The following is a 17,381-nucleotide window of genomic DNA, read 5'->3' on the forward strand; positions in this document are numbered from 1 at the left end:
GCGTCAGGCGACGGCGGTGCCCTCCAGCTCGACGAGCTGGCCGGGGATCGCCAGCCGGGTCACGCCGAGCATCGTCGTGGCAGGCGCCACCTTCGCCGCCCCCAGCCGCGACGCGAGGACGCCGTAGTGCGGGAACAGCAGGTCGACGTCGGTGGTGTACACGTTGAGCCGGACCAGGTTCGCCAGGGACATGCCGGCCTCGGCCAGCACGGCCTCCAGGTTGCCGAGGCTCAACGCCAGCTGCGCGGCCATGTCACCGTCGTGCTGGGGCCGGCCGTCGGCGCTCATCGCGGTCTGCCCGGAGCAGTACAGGGTCCTGGTCTCGCCGGAGACGAGCTCACCCTGGTTGAATCCCAGGTCCAGCGACCACGCGACCGGGTTGACTGCCGTGCGTTGCAATGCCACATCTGCTCCATTCGGATCGGGTGGACGGGTGCGCCGTCCGTGGTGATGAGCCTGCCAACGAATCACGACATCCTGGTCGTGTCCCACGGCCAGTCCGAGGTCGGTTTCGGCATCACCCGGCTGCTCGGCTTCGACCTGCTCCCCAGGATCAAGCGGATCAACATGGTCCGGCTCTACCGGCCGGCCGCCGGCGAACCCGACGCCTATCCATGGCTTACGCCGGCGCTGTCGCGGCCGATCCGGTGGGACGTCATCGCCGAGCAGTACGACCAGATGATCAAATACGCGACCGCGATCCGGGCCGGCACCGCTTCCACGGAGGCGATCCTGCGCCGCTTCACCCGGACCAACGCGATCCACCCCACCTACCAGGCGATGATCGAGGTCGGCCGCGCCCAGCGCACCATCTTCGCCGCCCGCTACCTGCGTAAGTAGGTCGTGTGGCGGATGATCGAGCCGGCGATCCGCTCGGTGAGGTCCGGTGAGAAGAACGGGTGGTGGCCCATTCCCGGCACGACCTCCAGGCGGGCCGCCGGGATCTGCGCCGCGAGGGCTTCACCGTGGGCTTGAGGGAACAGCGGGTCATCGCTGCCATGCAAGACCAACGCGGGGGCGGTGATACGGGACAAGGAGGCTCGCCGGTCGTCGTCCCAGCGCCGACCGGCCAGATCGTGGTTCGAGGCGGCAGCGAGATTGTTGGCCCTGGCGTAGCAGTCTTCGACGAACCGCCGCGCGGCGGGCTCATCGAAGGGTAGGACATCGCCGTTGAGCGCTCGCCAGGTCTGTACGTCGGCGTCAATGCGCTGCTGTGCCGTCGTGCGAGGTGCTTTCGCGAAGGCCATGAGGTGGCTGAGGAATCGCGCCGTCGGGGGCGGAAGTTCGTCGGCCGCAGCCGGTTGGCCTGCCATCGCCTTGGCCCACGCCGGGCCCGGATTGTTCCCCATCGGAGAGGATGCCATTGCCGTCAGCGTGCGGACGCGGGCCGGCTGATGTACGGCGAGCCACTGCCCGATCGCCGCGCCCAACGACGTCCCGACGATATGCGCGGCCGTGACGCCGTAACCGTCCAGAACGGCGGCCGTGTCGCCTGCCATGTCGGCGAGCGCGTACGGATGCGTTGTGAAATCGACGGAGTCGGAACGGCCGGTGTCACGGTGATCGAACCGGATCACCTGCCGGCCGCTGTTCACGAGAGCTTCCACAAGCTCATCGGGCCAGCCGATGCCCTGCGTAGAGGTGCCCATGACCAACAGGACGGTGGGGTCATCAGGGCGACCGAATCGCTCGGTCCACAACCGAACGTGTCCGGAACGAACGAACTTCTCCTCGCCAGTAAGCATGCCGCGCACCATAGCGGTCACCGGATAGGCCGAAAGCCGCTACCCATTGTAGCTGAACAAGGTGCTCATGAGATAATGAAGAGGCAGCTGAGAGCGTGTCGAGCCTCCGCGCACCCGCAGCGGGTTCATCGGCGTATGCCCAGCACAAGCCCACTATGGCCGCCCGGAAGTGCTCGACAACTTCGCCAGGTGCCGGTAGATCGTGGGCCGCGTGACACCGAACTCTGCGGCAATCTGCTCGACGGTGTTTAGCCGGCGACCGTCAGAGCGTTCTACGAGGCGACCGGTTGGCGGTACGTCGCCACGACGGACGCGGACCGGGTCGCCGCCGACGGTGGACCCGTCATGCTGCGCCACTACGTCCTGGAACCGGAACCGCGGTCGTGAATGTAGTTTCCGGCAATGGACCTTTCGGTGTTGCAGGCACGTGCCGCTGAGATCGCCGCGATGTACGACGAGCACAACACCGCCGCCGGGCGGGGTGCGTGGACGACCGGGGACCTGGCGCTGGGGTTCGTCGGTGACGTCGGGGACCTCGCCAAGCTCGTCATGGCGGTCGACGGGCGGCGGGAGATCCCGGACGCCCGGGACCGGCTCGGGCATGAGCTGGCGGACTGCCTGTGGTCGGTGCTCGTGCTCGCCGAACGGTACGACGTCGACCTAGTCGCGGAGTTCGGGCGGATGACCGACGGGATCGAGCGGCACCTGACCTGACCATCGTCGGCGGGCCCGAACGATCCCCGGCGCGAAACCACAGAAGGCCGGTAAACGAAGAAAGGCAAGGAGAACACGCTCCCTGCCACTTCTAACGTATATCGCACCCCGGGTCTTGCGGCAAGACCCGGGGTGTGCAGCAGAATGCTCCATTCGTGGGGAATGGGGGATTTCATGCGTGACGTGATCATCGCCGGGGGCGGGCCGACGGGGCTGATGCTCGCCGCCGAGCTGCGGCTGCACGACGTCGACGTGGTGGTGCTGGAGAAGGAGCCGCAGCCGGCCGCGTACGTGAAAGCGCTCGGGCTGCACGTGCGCAGCATCGAACTGATGGACCAGCGGGGATTGCTGGAACGGTTTCTCGACAACGGGCGGCAGGTTCCGGTCGGCGGGTTCTTCGCCGGGATCACGAAGCCGGCGCCGGCGCTGGACACCGCCCACGGGTACGTCCTCGGCATCCCGCAGCCGGTCACCGAACGGCTCCTCGCCGAGCACGCCACAGCGCTCGGCGCCGACATCAGGCGCGGCTGTGAGGTCGCCGGGCTGGCGCAGGACGCGGACGGGGTCACCGCCGACCTCGCGGACGGCGCCCGGCTCAGGGCGCGGTACCTCGTCGGGTGCGACGGCGGGCGCAGCACCGTCCGCCGGGCGCTGGGGGTCGCGTTCCCGGGCGAGCCGAGCCGCGCCGACACGCTGCTGGGCGAGATGGAGGTGACCGCGCCGCCGGAGACGGTGCACAGGATCGTCGCGGAGGTCCGCAGGACGCAGCTGCGGTTCGGGCTCGGACGGTCCGGTGACAGTGGCCCGTACCGGGTCGTCGTGCCCGCCGACGGGGTCGCCGAGGACCGCAGCGTGCCGCCGACATTGGCGGATTTCCGGAAACAGTTGCAGGTATTCGCCGGCACCGACTTCGGGGTGCACTCGCCGCGGTGGCTGTCGAGGTTCGGCGACGGCACCCGGCACGCCGAGCAGTACCGCGCCGGGCGGGTGTTCCTCGCCGGTGACGCCGCGCACGTCCACCCGCCGCTCGGCGGGCAGGGACTCAACCTCGGCATCCAGGACGCGGTCAACCTCGGCTGGAAGCTCGCCGCGGCCGTCGCCGGATGGGCACCGGACGGGCTGCTCGACACGTACCACGCGGAACGGCACCCGGTCGCCGAGGACGTGCTGGACAACGTCCGGGCGCAGATGGAACTGCTGCGGACGGAGCCGGGCCCGCAGGCGGTGCGCCGGCTGCTGGCAGAATTGATGCAGTTCGAGGAGGTCAACCGGCACCTCATCGAGAAGATCACCGCGATCTCCATCCGGTACGACCTGGGCGGCGGCCACGACCTCGTCGGCCGGCGGCTGCGGGACGTCCCGCTCAAACAGGGCCGCCTGTACCAGCTGACGCACGCCGGCAGGGGACTGCTGCTCGACCAGACGGGCGGGCTGTCGACCGGCGGCTGGACGGACCGCGTCGACCACGTCGCCGACGTCAGCGACGCCCTCGACGTGCCGGCGGTGCTGCTGCGCCCCGACGGGTACGTCGCGTGGGCCGGCGACGACCAGGCGGACCTCGACACCCACCTCACCAGGTGGTTCGGGGCACCCACCCCGCGCGGCCCCGCATAAGATCCATGCCCTTGACAGTCCTCCCCGCCCTAAGGGCGGGGATTTCCTGGGTCGCCCCAGGGGGTTCCTGCTTCACCGGCGACTGCCTCGTCCGAGAGGATTCTCGTTGAGGTCTTACACCGCCTCCACAGGCGATCACGGAGAGCCCCTCCGCGAGGATGTTGCGGGCCGCGTTGACGTCGCGGTCGTGGGTCTGCCCGCACCGGCAGGTCCAGGACCGTACGTGCAGCGGCATATGTTCAGCGAGCGCACCACAGGTCGAGCACAGTTTGGACGACGGGAACCAGCGGTCCACCGTGACCAGGGTGCGGCCGTGCCATTGGGCCTTGTATTCGAGCATGGTGCGGAACTGTCGCCAGGCCGCGTCGGACACGGCCCGGGCCAGGCGGTGGTCTCGGATCATGTTGCGCACCGTCAGGTCCTCGATCACGATCGTTTGGTTTTCACGAACGAGCCGAGTGCTCAGTTTGTGCAAGTGGTCACGCCTGCGGTCGGTGATGCGGGCGTGGACGCGGGCGACCTTCAGCCGTGCCTTGGCCCGGTTCGCGGAGCCCTGCTCCTTGCGGGCGAGGTTGCGTTGGGCTCGGGCGAGCGCGGCCCGGTCGCGGCGCTCATGCTTCGGGTTGGTGATCTTCTCCCCGGTGGACAGGGTGAGCAGGCTGTTGAGCCCTGCGTCGACACCGACCGCACCCGTGGCCGGGACCGGCTCGACCCGGTCGTCGCACAGCAGCGACACGAACCAGCGGCCCGCGGTGTCCTGGGACACGGTCACCGTGGACGGCGAGGCTCCCTCAGGCAGCGGCCGGGACCACACGATGTCCAGGGGCTCAGTCATCTTCGCCAGGGTGAGCCGGCCGTCGCGGTACCGGAACGCGCTGGTCGTGTACTCCGCGGAGCGGCGCGACCGCTTCCTGGACTTGAACGTCGGATACCTGGCACGCTTGGCCCAGAAGTTCGTGAACGCCACCTGCAAGTGGCGCAGCGCCTGCTGCAACGGCACGCAGGAGACCTCGTTGAGGAACGCCAGCTCGTCGGTCTTCTTCCAGCCGGTCAGCATCGCGCTGGTGGCGTGGTAGTTGACCCGTTCCCGGCGCAGTGTCCACGCCTCGCTGCGGGCCTGCAACGCCAGGTTGTAGACCAGCCGGACACACCCGAACGTCCGAGCAAGCTCGGCGGCCTGCCCGGGGGGACGGGTAGAAGCGGTACTTGAACGCCCGCTTCACCGTCCTGGACACGGCCCACACGATAACAGCCTGGATGGTGAACCTCGCGGTGACACACAGGCAAACACCCATCCGCCCTGGCGGCGGATCGGCGTTCCCTGCCCTGCTCCGCAGGAGTTCCGTTTCCTCCCCGGCCCGAAGGCCGGAGTATCCACGGAAGGAATCCCATGACGGGGAGACTCCTGGTGACGGGCGCGACCGGTTCGCTCGGGCGGCGCGTGTACGAGCAGGCGACGGCCGGCGGATGGACCGTCACCGGCACCTGGTTCGCCAACCGTGGCCACGGCGGCGACGTGCGCCTCGACATCCGCGACCGGCCGGCGATCGACGCACTGCTGCGCGACACCCGCCCCGACGTCATCATCCACACGGCCGCAGGCAGGGACCGCGGCGACTGGGCGTCGATCGCCGACGGCGCCGCCCACGTCGCGGTCGCCGCCGCCAGGGCCGGCATCCGGCTCGTGCACATGTCCAGCGACGCCGTGTTCTCCGGCCGCGAGATCCACTACGACGAAACCGCATTACCGGACCCGACATACCGGTACGGCGCGGCGAAGGCCGCCGCCGAGACCGCGGTCGCCGCGATCCACCCGGACGCGGTGCTGGTCCGGACCTCGACGATCCTCGGCGACGGCCGCGGCGCGCACGAGGTCCTCACCCACGACCTGGCGTCCGGGCGGGTCCAGGGGGCGCTGTTCACCGACGAGATCAGGATGCCGGTCCACGTCGACGACCTCGCCGCCGCGGTGCTCGAGGTCGCCGCCGGCAGCCACCGCGGCGTGCTCAACATCGCCGGTCCGCAGCCGGTCAGCCGGCACGAGCTCGGTCTCCTCGTCGCCGCGCGGGACGGCCTGGACCCCGCGACGATCCCGGCCGCCCGCAGCCGGGACCTGTTCCCGAACCGGCCGCTGGACGTGCGCCTCACCAGCGCGCTCGCCGAGTCGATGCTGCGGGTCAGGCTGCGGCCGGCCGGCGAGTTCATGACCGCCGCCGCCGTCGCCGGCGACCGACCCGACTCGTCGTCGTGACAGGGCGCCGCCCGCGGACGCCGGCTCAGTGCGGTGCTTCGCCCGGCGCCTCGGCGACCCGCGCGTGCAGGTGCATGTCGTGCCAGCCGTCGGTGTGGCGGGCCTCGCCGCGTTTCGTGCCCTCCAGGGCGTAGCCGGCGCGGCCCGCCACCCGGCACGACGGCACGTTCGCCGTCGAGTGGCAGACCTCGACCCGGTGCAGGCCGAGCGTCCCGAACGACCACCCGGTCAGCGCCGCCAGGGCCCGCACCGCGACGCCCCTGCCCCTGGCGAACGGCAGCACCCAGTACGACACCTCCGCCAGCCCCTCGGCGAGGTCGATCGTGCGGAGACTGATCTGCCCGGCGACCCGGCCGCCGTCGGTGACGGCCCACCCGGCGCCGGTCTCCGCCCGCCAGCGCCCGGGCCAGCGGGCGATCCACTCGCGGGCCTCCGCGGTGGTCATCGACCGGCAGTGCCAGCGCTGGATGTCAGGGTCGGAGTAGGCTGCGACCACGGTCTCCACGTCCGAGGGCAGCCACGGCCGCAACCGCAGATCGTCGCCGTCCAGCACCGGCTGCACGGACGCGGCGAGGGTTCCGACCGGCAACGCCGGTGTCACAAGCGACGGCATGCCGCCGACGGTAATTGACGGCAATACAGAAATGGAAAACCGGTTGAGGTGCCGGGGCGTCAGGCGGTCGCTGGGGGAACGCAGCCGTCGGTGACGCTGGCCTCGGCGGCGGCGATCACCGCGTCGAGACGGTCCCGCGTGGCGGTGAGGCCGGCCACCTGCGCATCGATCCGGTCCCGCTCCTCCGCCAGCAGCCGCAGGGTTTCCGGGGTGGCGCGACCGGTGTACACGCACGGCAGCAGGTCCAGGATGCGGCGGCTGGACAGGCCCGCCGCGTACAGCTGCTGCACCAGCCTCACCCGGTCGACGGCGCCGTCCGGATAGTGGCGCTGGCCGGACGGGCTGCGGTCCGCGCCCAGCAGGCCCTGCTCCTCGTAGTAGCGCAGCGCCCGCACGCTGACACCCGCCCTCGTCGCGAGCTCCCCGATCCGCACCTGCGACCCTCCTCACGCTCAGCACACTTGCCTCTGACGTCAACGTTAGGTTTTAGCGTAGCCGGCATGGACATCAACGGATCGGTCGCGCTCGTCACGGGCGCCAACCGCGGCCTCGGCCGGCACTTCGCCCAGGAACTGCTCAACCGCGGCGCGACCGTGTACGCCACCGCACGCGACCCGCGCACCGTCGACCTCCCCGGCGTGCGGGTACTCCCGCTGGACATCACAGACCCCGGCAGCGTCACGGAAGCCGCCAGTGTGGCGAAGGACGTGACGCTGCTGGTGAACAACGCGGGGGTCGCGACGTACACCAACCTCCTCGACAGCCCGCTCGACGCCGTCCGCCTGGAGATGGAGACGCACTACTTCGGGACGCTGCAGGTGATCCGGGCGTTCGCACCGGTCCTCGCGGCCAACGGCGGCGGCGCGATCCTCAACGTCCTGTCGCTGCTGTCGTGGGCGAATTACGACGGCGCGAATTCCTACAGCGCCGCGAAGGCCGCCGAGTGGAGCCTGACCAACGGGGTGCGGATCGAGCTGGCGAAGCAGGGCACCCACGTCACCGGCGTGCACCTGGGCGCCGCCGACACCGACATGATGGCCGGGTGGGACGTGCCGAAGCTCGACCCCGCGTTCGTCGCCGCGACCGCCCTCGACGGCGTGGCCAAGGGCTGGACCGAGGTGCTGGTGGACGACGCGAGCCGCGCGGCGAAGGCCGCACTCACCGCCTGACGGCGCGAGGCACCGCCGTCACCTCGCGCGTGCGCAGGACCGCGACCGCTCCCGGATCGCGGCCAGCAGGCGCCCGACGTGAAGGCGTGACCCGCGCGGCGAAGGCCGCGTTCACCGCCTGAGGTCGTGGTAACGGTCCAGGACGTCGAGGGCGTCCTGGACCTGCCCGCGCCGCAGCAGCAGTTCCGCGAGCAGCGTCGCCGGCACCAGCCCGGCCGGGTTCGCCAGCACGGCGATCGCCTCGTCCTCACGGCCCTGCCCGGCGAGCAGCTCACCGAGCCGCGCCCGCACCGACGGCAGGTCGTGATCGGGGCCGGTCCGCAGGGCGGTGATCGCGTCCTGCACCCGGCCGTGCTCGACGAGCAGGTCCACCCGGAGCATGAGCAGGTCCACGTCGTGCGGCTCCTCCAGCAACACCAGCGCCGTGTCCGGTGCGATCCCGCCGAGGGCATGCAGCGCGCACTCGGGGTCGTCGCCGGTGGCGAGCTCGGTCAGGATCGCGACGGCCTCCTGCACGCGGCCGATGCGGCTGTACAGCAGTGCCAGCGGCACCCCGTCCAGCGGCTTGAGCACGTCGGCTGCGCCATCGATGTCACCCTGCCGCTCCAGCACCTCGGCCAGCCACATCGTGAGGCGGTTGTCCCGGTAGCCGCGGCGGGCCACGTCGGCCGCCCAGTCCCGCAGGACATCGGCCCGGCCGTGCCGGCGCAGCAGCCGCCCCGCCTGATCCAGCACATGCGGGGCGTGCGGCTGGAGCACCGCGACCGCCTCGTCCACCGCGCCGCGCCGCTCCAGCTCCGCCGCGACCACCCCCGCCACGAACGCCGAACCGCCGGCCAGGGGCGCCAGCACCGCGAACGCCTCGTCGCCGCGACCGGCCGCGGCCGCCACCCCGAACAGGGCCGCCGCCACCCCCACCTCGTCGACGCGCGGCACCAGCAGCGCGAACACCTCGTCGACGCGGCCCTGCGCGCCGAGCAGCACCGCGACCTCCCGCGCGACCCGGTGATCGTCCACCCAAGGGGTGAGCAGCGCCAGCGCGTCGCCGGTGCGCCCCCGCTCATGGAGTGCGGCGGCACGGGCCGACAGCACCGGCAACCATCCCGCGTCGGTGAACCGGTCCAGCGCGGCGTCGTCCGGGTCGTGCGCGGCGAGCGCCTGCGCGCAGCCCTCGTCGCCGGCGGCGGCACGGACGCGGAGAGTCCCGACATGCCCGAGCCCGGCGAGCCGCCGTGCGATACCGACGGGGACCCGCCGGTCACGGATGAACCGCGCATGCACGTCCATCCACGCAACATATCGGCACCGGCCACTGCCCCGTTGCCCCGCCGATGTACGCGCAGCCGCCCGCACGTCTGCGGTCAGGCGCCCACCAGCGAGACGGCCAGCGCGGCCATGACCACGGCGATCGCGGCGTCGACGACCCGCCACGCCGCCGGCCGGGCCAGCAGCGGCGCGAGCCGTCGGGCACCGAAGCCGAGCGCCGCGAACCACAGCAGGCTCGCGGCCGCCGCGCCCGCACCGAACGCCCACCGGTCCCGGTGCTGGTGGGCGACCGTGCCGAGCAGCACCACCGTGTCGAGGTACACGTGCGGGTTGAGGAACGTGAACGCCAGGCACGCCAGCAGCGTCGCCCGCAACGCCGCAGGCGGCCGGTCCAGCGGGGTCAGCGCGGCCGGCCGCAGCGCCCGGCGGGCGGCGAGGACCGCGTAGCCGAGCAGGAACGCGGCACCCGCCCACCGCACGACCGTCACGACGGCCGGCGCGCCGGTCACGACAGCGCCGAGACCGGCGATCCCGGCGCTCATCAGGGCCGCGTCGGCGGCCGCGCAGATCGCCACGACCGGGCCGACGTGCTCGCGGCGCAGTCCCTGCCGCAGCACGAACGCGTTCTGCGCGCCGATGGCGACGATCAGCCCGAGCGAGAAGCCGAACCCGGCCAGGACGGAGCCCAGGCCGGTCAACGGACGTGCGCGCCCCGCGACCGGGACGGCTCCCCGAGCATCATCAGCCCCCGCGTGGCACTCGACCGGTGTGAACGTCGAGAATTCTGACATGACGTACGACCCGCGCGACCTGCTCGCCACCAGCCGGCTCGGTGTCCTGGCCACCATCAAGGCCGACGGCCGCCCGCAACTGTCCCCGGTCATGCCGTTCTACGACCGCGCCGCTGGGGTCATCCTCGTGTCGATGACGCAGGGCCGGGCGAAGACCGCGAACCTGCGCCGCGACCCGCGGGCGACGCTCGAGGTCACCGGCCCCGACGGCAGGTCGTGGGCGACGGCGGAGGGCATCGCCACCCTCACCGGCCCCGGCACCGACCCGCACGGCCCCGAGGTCGAGGCCCTCGTCGACTACTACCGCCGCGCCGCGGGCGAACACCCCGACTGGGACGAGTACCGCGCTGTCATGGTCTCCGACCGTCGCGTCCTGATGTCGATGACCGTCGATCACGTGTACGGCGCCGACCTCGGCTGACGCTGTTACACCCCAGCCCTTGGCGGGCGACGTCACGGCCGTGTTCCGGCCCGCAGGGCGGCGACGAGACGGGCGGTGACCGGGGTCGCGACACCATGGCGGGCGGCGGCGCGCAGCACGGCGCCGCCGATCGCGTCGAGCTCCGTCGGCCGGCCCGCCTCCGCGTCGCGGAGCATCGAGGACTTCATGCCGGGCTGGAGCCGGTCGAACATCGCCCTGATCCCGGCAGGGTCGACGGGCGCTCCGGCGGCGGCCGCGACGGCGGCGACCTCGTCGATGACGGCGTGCAGGTCCGCGCGCCGGTTGGTGAGCACGGTGCCGGCCGGCGCGGCAGCGTGCGTGGTGAGCAGCGCGAGCGGGGCGAGGAACGCGAGCTTGCCCACAGCAGCGCCGTCTCGTCGTCGCGGACGGTCACGTCGAACCCGGCGTGCCGGAGCTCGGCGGCGAGCGCGTCGAGGCGGCCGCGGGGCGTCGCGTGCCCGGCGACGTCGATGCCGGAGAACGGGCTGGTGTGCGCGATCCGCCCGGGTGCGGTCCTGGTCGACTCGACCCGGATCGCGCCGGCGAGGACCTGCCCGGCCGGGTACCGCTGCCGCAGCACCGTCAGGTGCTCGACGCCGTTGAGCAGCGGCAGGATCAGGGCGTCGCCGAGGTCGCCGGCGGGCAGCGCGTCGAGGGCGGCGGTGAGCGCGGTGGCCTTGACGGCCAGCACGCACAGGTCGACCGGCCCGGCCAGCCGGGTGGCGGCGGTGGCGGGCACGTGGAACGACCCGAACTGCGCGCTGTCGACGGTGACACCACCGGCGTTGAGCGCGTCCGCGGTGCCGGGCGTCGCGACGTACCGCACGGGGTTGCCGGCCCGGGTGAGCACGGCGCCCAGCAGGCCGCCGACGCCGCCGGGCCCGACGACCGCGACCCTCCACCGTGCGCCGCCAACCGAGTCGTCATCCGGATTCGTGTCGATCACCCGCCCATCATCCGCCCACCGGCCGGCGCCGACATCAGCGGCGAGAGGCGGCTCACAGTCGCCGCTGGCCGTCCTGTACAACTCCGGTGGTGATCATGCGGTGGACGACGGACGCGCAGAAGGTGATCGGGCGTATGGCGTGCCTCGCGGCCGCCGCGGGCCGGCCAAACATCACGGCGCAGGACATGGCGACGGCCCTCGGCAAGCCTTTGGGCAACACCGCCGAGCTCTGGTCGCCCGTGCCCGAGACCCCGGAGTTCGTGCAGCCAGTGACGGTTGCGCCGTTCGACCGGGCGGCCAAGCGAGTCCTCGAGCGGTCAGTGCGCATTGCCCTGGACCGTGGGACGCAGCACCTCGGCACCGAGCACTTCGCCGCCGCCCTGGTCCACCACGGGCCACCGGACGTCGCGGCCTGGCTCGCCGCCCACGGCGTCACCCCGGACAGGGTCGACGCGCTCGTCGCCGGGCTGGCCGGCGGCACCGGCGTCGAACAGCTCGCCGAGGAGCCGTTGGGCAGGACATGGTCGCCGAACCCGGTCGTGACGTCCCTGCTGACCACCGCGGGTCTGATCGCCGCCGCGGTCGTCGTGTTCGTGCTCTGCATCTGGGGGCCGTGACACCCGCGCGTTGACCGGTCACCGGGTGTCGTGGGCGGCCTGGCGCAGGTCGACGTCGTGGATGAGGCGGCGGGCGGTGGCGTCGTCGAGCTCTTCCTTCCACACCGCGGCGGCGAGGGCTTCGCGTTGGGCGTCGAAGTCGGGGCCGGCGGCCTCGGTGATGGCGACGCCGCGGGCGTGCAGGTCCGCGTCGCGGGTGCGTTCGGCGGCGGTGTCGATGCGCAGCTGGCGGACCAGCAGCGGGATCGTCATGCCCTGGATGAGCAGCGTGCCGAGGGTGACGAGCAGCGCGATCGCCTGGATCTCGTCGCGGCCGGGGAACGGGGTGCCGTCGTGGAGGCGTTCGGGGACGGCGGCCGCGGCGGCGAGGGTGAGGATGCCGCGCATGCCGGTCCAGCCGACGATGAGCGCCTCCTTCGGGGTCGGTTCGCCGAGGACCTCGCGGGTGCGGCCGCGGCGGGCGCGCCACTGGCGGCGGCGTTCGAAGCGTTCCTGGGCGCGGGGATCCGTGGCGACGCGGTGCTCGACGCCGCGGCGGCGCAGGCCCCACCACGCGAAGGAGCCCTGGACCGCGGCGAGTCGGAACAGAATTACCGTTACCAGCAATACGGCAGCGGCGACGACGGTGCGCAGCAGGGTGTCGGACGAGGCGAGGCTGGAGACGACGAACCGCAGCTGGAGCCCGATGTACGCGAAGACGAACGTCTCCAGCAGAAAGTCCACGACGGGCCAGACGGTCGCCTCCTGCAGCCGCGCGCGGTAGGCACCGGGGTACTGGTGACGCTTGTCGAGGGCGGTGTTCACCGACACGGAGAACGCGGCGACGACGACGGCGAGGATGCCGGAGGCGTGGACCTGTTCGGCGAGCAGGAACGCGGTGAACGGCAGCAGCAGCGACACCGACGTCTCCAGGACCGGGTCGTGCAGGCGTTTGCGCAGCCACAGGGTCGCGACGGCGAGAGCCGCGCCGACGGCCATGCCGGTGGTCGCGTTGTACAGGAACAGCACGAACCCGTTGTGGAAGAGGGTGTGCCCGGCGCCGGTCGCGGCGACGGCGAGGCTGAACAGGGTCAGGGCGGTGGCGTCGTTGACGAGGCTTTCGCCGGTGAGGATGGCGGTGACGCGGCGGGGCAGGCCGACCGCCTCGCCGTGGCTGACGGTGGTGATGGTGTCCGGCGGGGCGAGGACGGCGCCGAGGACCATCGCGGCGGGCAGGCCGATCGCGGGGAGCAGCAGCGACCCGGCGTACCCGGCGACGCCGGTGGTGAGCACCACGAGCGTGACGCCGAGGGTGAAGATCGGCCGGAAGTTCGCGGAGAAACTGGAGGCGGACGCGCCGCGGGTCGCGGAGTAGAGCAGCGGCGGGACGACGACGGCGAGGATGAGCTCGCTGTCCAGCTGCAGCCGCGGTACGCCGGGGATGAACGACGCGGCGGCGGCGAGGATGACGACGACGAGGCCGGGTTGGGCGCCGCGGCGGTGCGCGACGGCCGAGACGGTGATTCCGCCGAAGATGATCAGGAGCAGCTGCACACCGTTCACAAAAGATCACCATAAGACACCCTTGACGGAGTGAGCACTCACTCCGCACCATGGTGGCATGACCGAACCCCGGAAACGCTCCTCGCCGATGACGCCTGACGACCGCCGCGCGATGATCGTCGCCGCCGCGCTGCCCCTCGTCGTCGAGCACGGCTCCAGCGTCACCACCGCCCAGATCGCCCGCGCCGCCGGCATCGGCGAGGGCACGATCTTCCGCGTGTTCGCCGACAAGGACGCGCTGCTCGCCGCCTGCATGGCCGAGGCGCTCCGGCACGACGACACCCTCGCCCACGTCCGCGCCATCGACCTCGACCAGCCCCTCGCCGACCGGCTCATCGAGGCGGTCGAGACGCTCCGGGCGTACATGAGCCGCATGGGTGCGGTCGCCGGCGCCGTCCGGCACCTCACCACCGGCCGGCTCGACCCGACCGCGGCCCCGGTCCGCGACCGCCGGCGCGACGCGATGACCGCGACCGTCGACGCCCTCGCGGTCCTGTTCGAACCCGAACAGGACCGGCTGCGTCGCGACCCCGAATACCTCGCCCGCATGTTCCAGCACCTCGTCATGGCCGGCGGCGACCCCGCCGACATCGTGGAGGTGTTCCTGCACGGCGCCCTGTCAGGCGACGCCGCGTGACGCCTTGGTGCTGCCGGCCCGCTCCACCAGCAGGAACAGCGCGACCACACTGATCAGGGCGCCGGCGACGCAGGTGAGGAACGTGGCGGTCGCGTAACCGGCGGACGTCTGCCCGTGCGCCGTCCACCGCTGCCCGGCGAGGATCGTCGGCATGCTCAGGAACCCGCCGGCGACCATCCCGCCGGCCCCGAGCCACGTCGCAACCAGCGGCACCGCGAACCGCCGCCGCGGCCCCCACCGGTGCACCATGACCAGCAGGCCGATCGCCGCGCACAGGAACTGCGCCGCCGTCACCGTGTCCTGCAGCCGCAGCCACGCGTCGCGGCCCGCCACCGAGCGGAGCCCGGCCGTCCCGCCGAACACCCACGACAACCGCAGGACCGCCAGCCCTGCCGCGATGACCGCCGCGACCGACGCCAGGGGCACTTGCGCCGCATGCGTCACCCCGCGTGGCGACTGCCCGACGACCGGCCTGAACCGGTCCCGCGCGTGCAGCAGCAACGCGATCGCCGAGGCGACGCCGAGGACGACGAAACTGCCGTACACGACGACGAACGTCCACGGCCGCAGCGTCGGGTCGCCGACCGGCGGGGGAGGCGGCTCCCACCAGCCGGCGGCCTTCAGCGCCCCGGCCGCCGGCCTCAGCACCACGAACGGCGCGAGCAGACCTGCCCCGACCCACATCGGCACCGCGACCGCCCACACCGGCACCCGCATCCCCCGGGGTCGGATCGCGGCGAGCGCCACCCCGATCCCGGCGACCGCGAGCCCGCCCGTGACGAGGTTGTCCACGGCCCACTCACCGCGGGTCAGGTTCCCGAGGTCCGTGACCCCGAACGTGCCACCGGCGACCCAGCTGCCCTTCAGCGCGACGTACACGCCGGCCGCCCCGACCGCCGTCCATCCCGCTACCGTCCGCCCCCGTTGCATGCCGACAGTCTCACCATCGGTGACTGTGACTTCCCTGAGGTCACCTGAGCGGCGTCTCAGCCGCTACTGTCAGCCCACATGACCCACGCCGCGATCGAGATCACCGCGGACCTGGTCCAGGCCCTGGTCCGCGACCAGCACCCGGACCTCGCCGGCCGTCCGGTCCGGCCCGGTGCCCGCGGCTGGGACAACCAGCTGTGGCGGCTCGGCGACGACCTCGCCGTCCGGCTGCCGTGGGCGACCGGGGACGCCGACGAGCTGCTGCGCAAGGAGTACGCGTGGCTGCCGTTGCTCGCCCCGCACCTGCCGCTGCCGGTCCCCGTCCCGCGGCGGCTCGGCGAGCCGTCGCCGCTGTTCCCGCGCCCATGGCTGATCACCACCTGGGTGCCGGGCACGCCGGCCGACCTGGCGCCCGCCACCGGTTCGGCGCTGGTGCTGGCCGAGTTCCTGACGGCGCTGCACCGGCCGGCGCCGCCGGACGCGCCCGCCGGCCGGGACCGCGGCGGCCCGCTCGCCGGACGCGCGTCCGGGTTCGCGAGGGGGCTCGCGTACGTCACCGAGCAGGGTCTTGTCGACAATCCGGATGCCGTACAGGCGGTGTGGGACGACGCTGCCGCGGCGCCGGACTGGACGGGCCCGCCGGTGTGGCTGCACGCCGACCTGCACCCGGCGAACGTCCTCACCGACGGCGGCGCGCTCTGCGGCGTCGTCGACTTCGGCGACCTGTGCGCCGGCGACCCCGCCTACGACCTCGCCGCCGCGTGGCTGCTGCTGCCCGACGGCGCCGCGGACCGCTGCCTCGACGCCTACCGGCCCGACACGGCCACCCTGCGCCGCGCCCGCGGCTGCGCTCTGTTGCGGGCGCTGTCCGGCATCATCATCGGCGACAACGGCGTCCACGGCCGCCCCGGCGGCAAACCCACCTGGGGGCCGCCCGCGCACGCCGCCCTGCGCCGCCTCACCGCATGAGCGACCTCATCCCCGCACTGATCGCCACCGACCCGGCCCACCGGCACCAGTGGCTCCTGGCCAACCGTCCCGCCGATTTCCAGCCGGTGTACTGGTGGCTGTCGCTGATCGAGTCGGCCGTCGCCGGGGTGCGGTTCGACGCCCTCGGACTGCCCCGGAACCGGCCACGCGCCGACGTCTCCCTGGCCGCGGCGGTCATCGGCTGGGCCCTCGAGGACGGCTACCCGGTCCAGTACGCCGTCCGGGAGCTCGTGCACCTCCGGTCCCTCGCGCCCGCCATCGCATTACCGGCAATCCTGCAACCGGACGAGGTGGCCCGGCGGGCGCTCGACGCCTTCCGGTTCAGCAGGGCCGACGCGGTCGCCGCCGCCGCGCGGCTGCGCGCCCTCCCGGTCACCGACGACGACTTCGATCAGCCGGGCGACTCCCCGCCGGAGCGGACGCGGCGGTTCGAGGAGCTCCGCGGTACCGACGAGTATCGCGACCATCAGCAGCTCATCGCCATCGAGCAGATGCTGGACACCCTGCGGCCAACCGCCGGCGACATCACCGACCCGGCCCTCGCCGCGGAGCTCGCCGCGTGGCTGGACATCCTGCCCGGCCTCGACCGCACCCCGGACGCCGTCCGCGTCGCCTGGGCGCAGCTCGACGACCTCGTCGCCCTGCTCGACGCCGGCCGGCCCACCGGCGACCTGGTGCAGCGGCTGCGGACCCCGGCGGCGGCGTACCTGCAGTGGAAGCTGCAGGAACTGCTCGCCCGGTACGCCGCCGCCGGTGACACCGCCGCCCGGGACCAGATCGCGCACGTCCTCGCCGCCTGCGGCCCGGCCGCCCTGCCGGCGCTGCTGCGGTCCCTCGTCCACGACCCCGAAACGCTCAGGCCCACCGTCCGCGACCTGTTCGAGCGGTCACCGGGCGAGGCGATGACCCAGCTCAAAGTCTGCCTGGCGGACGCCGATCCGGGACTGCGCCGGGTCGGGGTGTGGGGGTTGAGCGTCCTGAACCTCCGTCAGTCCGACGAGGTCGTCGACCTGCTCGTCGCGGCCACGACCGACACCGACGCGGCCGTCCGGCACCTCGCCGCCGAGGCCCTCCGCACCAGGCCGCCCGACCACGGCCCCCGGTGACAGCGGAG

Annotated in this window: 19 protein-coding genes and 3 pseudogenes; 10 read left to right on the top strand and 12 right to left on the bottom strand. The window is 72.7% G+C overall.

What is annotated here, in order from left to right; genetic code table 11:
• Positions 1–3: 3 nt before the first annotated feature.
• On the bottom strand, positions 4–399 hold the full coding sequence (locus ACFY3L_RS03945) for a RidA family protein (RefSeq protein ID WP_389319146.1): 396 nt from the start codon (positions 397–399) through the stop codon (positions 4–6).
• Between the two features lie 51 nt (positions 400–450).
• Between ACFY3L_RS03945 and ACFY3L_RS03950 the strand changes: the two are divergent.
• Positions 451–831: pseudogene (locus tag ACFY3L_RS03950) on the top strand (Tn3 family transposase); the annotation flags it as partial.
• Here the strand turns inward: ACFY3L_RS03950 and ACFY3L_RS03955 are convergent.
• On the bottom strand, positions 825–1,745 hold the full coding sequence (locus ACFY3L_RS03955) for an alpha/beta fold hydrolase (protein WP_389318449.1): 921 nt from the start codon (positions 1,743–1,745) through the stop codon (positions 825–827). The pseudogene ACFY3L_RS03950 and the gene ACFY3L_RS03955 sit on opposite strands and share 7 nt — an antisense overlap.
• Positions 1,746–1,898: 153 nt before the next feature.
• On the bottom strand, positions 1,899–2,207 hold the full coding sequence (locus ACFY3L_RS03960; RefSeq protein ID WP_389318451.1) for an ArsR family transcriptional regulator: 309 nt from the start codon (positions 2,205–2,207) through the stop codon (positions 1,899–1,901).
• Here ACFY3L_RS03960 and ACFY3L_RS03965 point away from each other — a divergent pair.
• Positions 2,160–2,459 (top strand): nucleotide pyrophosphohydrolase, encoded by a 300-nt coding sequence (locus ACFY3L_RS03965; RefSeq protein ID WP_389318453.1) that lies wholly within the window; start codon positions 2,160–2,162, stop codon positions 2,457–2,459. The two genes, ACFY3L_RS03960 and ACFY3L_RS03965, sit on opposite strands and share 48 nt — an antisense overlap.
• 174 nt (positions 2,460–2,633) lie before the next feature.
• The gene (rox, locus tag ACFY3L_RS03970; RefSeq protein ID WP_389318455.1) at positions 2,634–4,073 is read left to right on the top strand and encodes a rifampin monooxygenase; all 1,440 of its coding nucleotides are present in this window, start codon (positions 2,634–2,636) and stop codon (positions 4,071–4,073) included.
• Here rox and ACFY3L_RS03975 read toward each other — a convergent pair.
• Positions 4,030–5,247, bottom strand: a pseudogene (locus ACFY3L_RS03975) (RNA-guided endonuclease InsQ/TnpB family protein); the annotation flags it as partial. The gene rox and the pseudogene ACFY3L_RS03975 sit on opposite strands and share 44 nt — an antisense overlap.
• Positions 5,248–5,463: 216 nt before the next feature.
• On the opposite strand from ACFY3L_RS03975, the gene ACFY3L_RS03980 reads away from it, so the two are divergent.
• Entirely contained in the window at positions 5,464–6,324 is an 861-nt protein-coding gene (locus ACFY3L_RS03980; RefSeq protein ID WP_389318457.1) for a sugar nucleotide-binding protein, read from the top strand.
• A 25-nt stretch (positions 6,325–6,349) separates the two neighbouring features.
• Here the strand turns inward: ACFY3L_RS03980 and ACFY3L_RS03985 are convergent, their stop codons facing one another.
• Together ACFY3L_RS03985 and ACFY3L_RS03990 are read right to left on the bottom strand one after the other, a co-directional pair.
• Positions 6,350–6,937: a GNAT family N-acetyltransferase gene (locus ACFY3L_RS03985; RefSeq protein WP_389318459.1), complete on the bottom strand. Its 588-nt coding sequence runs from the start codon at positions 6,935–6,937 to the stop codon at positions 6,350–6,352.
• Positions 6,938–6,996: 59 nt separating this feature from the next.
• Positions 6,997–7,371 carry a MerR family transcriptional regulator gene (locus ACFY3L_RS03990; protein WP_389318460.1) on the bottom strand — a complete coding sequence of 125 codons (375 nt, stop codon included), beginning with the start codon at positions 7,369–7,371 and terminating at the stop codon, positions 6,997–6,999.
• Between the two features lie 66 nt (positions 7,372–7,437).
• On the opposite strand from ACFY3L_RS03990, the gene ACFY3L_RS03995 reads away from it, so the two are divergent.
• Positions 7,438–8,106 carry an SDR family oxidoreductase gene (locus ACFY3L_RS03995; RefSeq protein ID WP_389318462.1) on the top strand — a complete coding sequence of 223 codons (669 nt, stop codon included), beginning with the start codon at positions 7,438–7,440 and terminating at the stop codon, positions 8,104–8,106.
• A 111-nt stretch (positions 8,107–8,217) separates the two neighbouring features.
• Here the strand turns inward: ACFY3L_RS03995 and ACFY3L_RS04000 are convergent, their stop codons facing one another.
• A complete protein-coding gene (locus ACFY3L_RS04000; protein WP_389318464.1) occupies positions 8,218–9,393 on the bottom strand; it encodes a tetratricopeptide repeat protein in 1,176 nt (391 codons plus the stop codon).
• A gap of 74 nt (positions 9,394–9,467) precedes the next feature.
• A complete protein-coding gene (locus tag ACFY3L_RS04005; RefSeq protein ID WP_389318466.1) occupies positions 9,468–10,070 on the bottom strand; it encodes a LysE/ArgO family amino acid transporter in 603 nt (200 codons plus the stop codon).
• Between the two features lie 91 nt (positions 10,071–10,161).
• Here ACFY3L_RS04005 and ACFY3L_RS04010 point away from each other — a divergent pair, with 91 nt between their 5' ends.
• Positions 10,162–10,584 carry a PPOX class F420-dependent oxidoreductase gene (locus ACFY3L_RS04010; protein ID WP_389318467.1) on the top strand — a complete coding sequence of 141 codons (423 nt, stop codon included), beginning with the start codon at positions 10,162–10,164 and terminating at the stop codon, positions 10,582–10,584.
• Positions 10,585–10,616: 32 nt separating this feature from the next.
• Here ACFY3L_RS04010 and ACFY3L_RS04015 read toward each other — a convergent pair whose 3' ends face one another.
• Positions 10,617–10,967, bottom strand: coding sequence for a ketopantoate reductase family protein (locus ACFY3L_RS04015; protein WP_389318469.1), 351 nt, complete (start codon positions 10,965–10,967; stop codon positions 10,617–10,619).
• Positions 10,968–11,098: 131 nt separating this feature from the next.
• Positions 11,099–11,551 (bottom strand): annotated as a pseudogene (locus ACFY3L_RS04020) (ketopantoate reductase family protein); the annotation flags it as partial.
• 95 nt (positions 11,552–11,646) lie between these two features.
• Between ACFY3L_RS04020 and ACFY3L_RS04025 the strand changes: the two are divergent.
• Positions 11,647–12,168 (top strand): Clp protease N-terminal domain-containing protein, encoded by a 522-nt coding sequence (locus ACFY3L_RS04025; RefSeq protein WP_389318471.1) that lies wholly within the window; start codon positions 11,647–11,649, stop codon positions 12,166–12,168.
• Between the two features lie 18 nt (positions 12,169–12,186).
• Here ACFY3L_RS04025 and ACFY3L_RS04030 read toward each other — a convergent pair whose 3' ends face one another.
• Positions 12,187–13,710, bottom strand: coding sequence for a cation:proton antiporter (locus ACFY3L_RS04030; RefSeq protein ID WP_389318473.1), 1,524 nt, complete (start codon positions 13,708–13,710; stop codon positions 12,187–12,189).
• 58 nt (positions 13,711–13,768) lie between these two features.
• On the opposite strand from ACFY3L_RS04030, the gene ACFY3L_RS04035 reads away from it, so the two are divergent.
• Entirely contained in the window at positions 13,769–14,347 is a 579-nt protein-coding gene (locus ACFY3L_RS04035) for a TetR/AcrR family transcriptional regulator (protein ID WP_389318475.1), read from the top strand.
• On the opposite strand, the gene ACFY3L_RS04040 is transcribed toward ACFY3L_RS04035, so the two are convergent.
• A complete protein-coding gene (locus ACFY3L_RS04040; protein WP_389318477.1) occupies positions 14,330–15,277 on the bottom strand; it encodes a hypothetical protein in 948 nt (315 codons plus the stop codon). The two genes, ACFY3L_RS04035 and ACFY3L_RS04040, sit on opposite strands and share 18 nt — an antisense overlap.
• A 78-nt stretch (positions 15,278–15,355) precedes the next feature.
• On the opposite strand from ACFY3L_RS04040, the gene ACFY3L_RS04045 reads away from it, so the two are divergent.
• Both ACFY3L_RS04045 and ACFY3L_RS04050 read left to right on the top strand, forming a co-directional pair.
• On the top strand, positions 15,356–16,246 hold the full coding sequence (locus ACFY3L_RS04045) for an aminoglycoside phosphotransferase family protein (RefSeq protein ID WP_389318478.1): 891 nt from the start codon (positions 15,356–15,358) through the stop codon (positions 16,244–16,246).
• A complete protein-coding gene (locus ACFY3L_RS04050) occupies positions 16,243–17,373 on the top strand; it encodes a HEAT repeat domain-containing protein (RefSeq protein ID WP_389318480.1) in 1,131 nt (376 codons plus the stop codon). Before ACFY3L_RS04045 ends, ACFY3L_RS04050 begins: the two co-directional genes overlap by 4 nt.
• Positions 17,374–17,381: the final 8 nt, after the last annotated feature.

It is taken from the genome of Dactylosporangium sp. NPDC000521 (assembly GCF_042898305.1).
Classification (GTDB): Bacteria; Actinomycetota; Actinomycetes; order Mycobacteriales; family Micromonosporaceae; genus Dactylosporangium.

Coding starts and splice junctions, on each gene's coding strand:
- ACFY3L_RS03955 (WP_389318449.1), bottom strand. CDS start 1,745: ATGCTTACTGGCGAGGAGAAGTTCGTTCGTTCCGGACACGTTCGGTTG.
- rox (WP_389318455.1), top strand. CDS start 2,634: ATGCGTGACGTGATCATCGCCGGGGGCGGGCCGACGGGGCTGATGCTC.
- ACFY3L_RS03980 (WP_389318457.1), top strand. CDS start 5,464: ATGACGGGGAGACTCCTGGTGACGGGCGCGACCGGTTCGCTCGGGCGG.
- ACFY3L_RS03985 (WP_389318459.1), bottom strand. CDS start 6,937: ATGCCGTCGCTTGTGACACCGGCGTTGCCGGTCGGAACCCTCGCCGCG.
- ACFY3L_RS03995 (WP_389318462.1), top strand. CDS start 7,438: ATGGACATCAACGGATCGGTCGCGCTCGTCACGGGCGCCAACCGCGGC.
- ACFY3L_RS04000 (WP_389318464.1), bottom strand. CDS start 9,393: ATGGACGTGCATGCGCGGTTCATCCGTGACCGGCGGGTCCCCGTCGGT.
- ACFY3L_RS04010 (WP_389318467.1), top strand. CDS start 10,162: ATGACGTACGACCCGCGCGACCTGCTCGCCACCAGCCGGCTCGGTGTC.
- ACFY3L_RS04025 (WP_389318471.1), top strand. CDS start 11,647: ATGCGGTGGACGACGGACGCGCAGAAGGTGATCGGGCGTATGGCGTGC.
- ACFY3L_RS04035 (WP_389318475.1), top strand. CDS start 13,769: ATGACCGAACCCCGGAAACGCTCCTCGCCGATGACGCCTGACGACCGC.
- ACFY3L_RS04040 (WP_389318477.1), bottom strand. CDS start 15,277: ATGCAACGGGGGCGGACGGTAGCGGGATGGACGGCGGTCGGGGCGGCC.
- ACFY3L_RS04045 (WP_389318478.1), top strand. CDS start 15,356: ATGACCCACGCCGCGATCGAGATCACCGCGGACCTGGTCCAGGCCCTG.
- ACFY3L_RS04050 (WP_389318480.1), top strand. CDS start 16,243: ATGAGCGACCTCATCCCCGCACTGATCGCCACCGACCCGGCCCACCGG.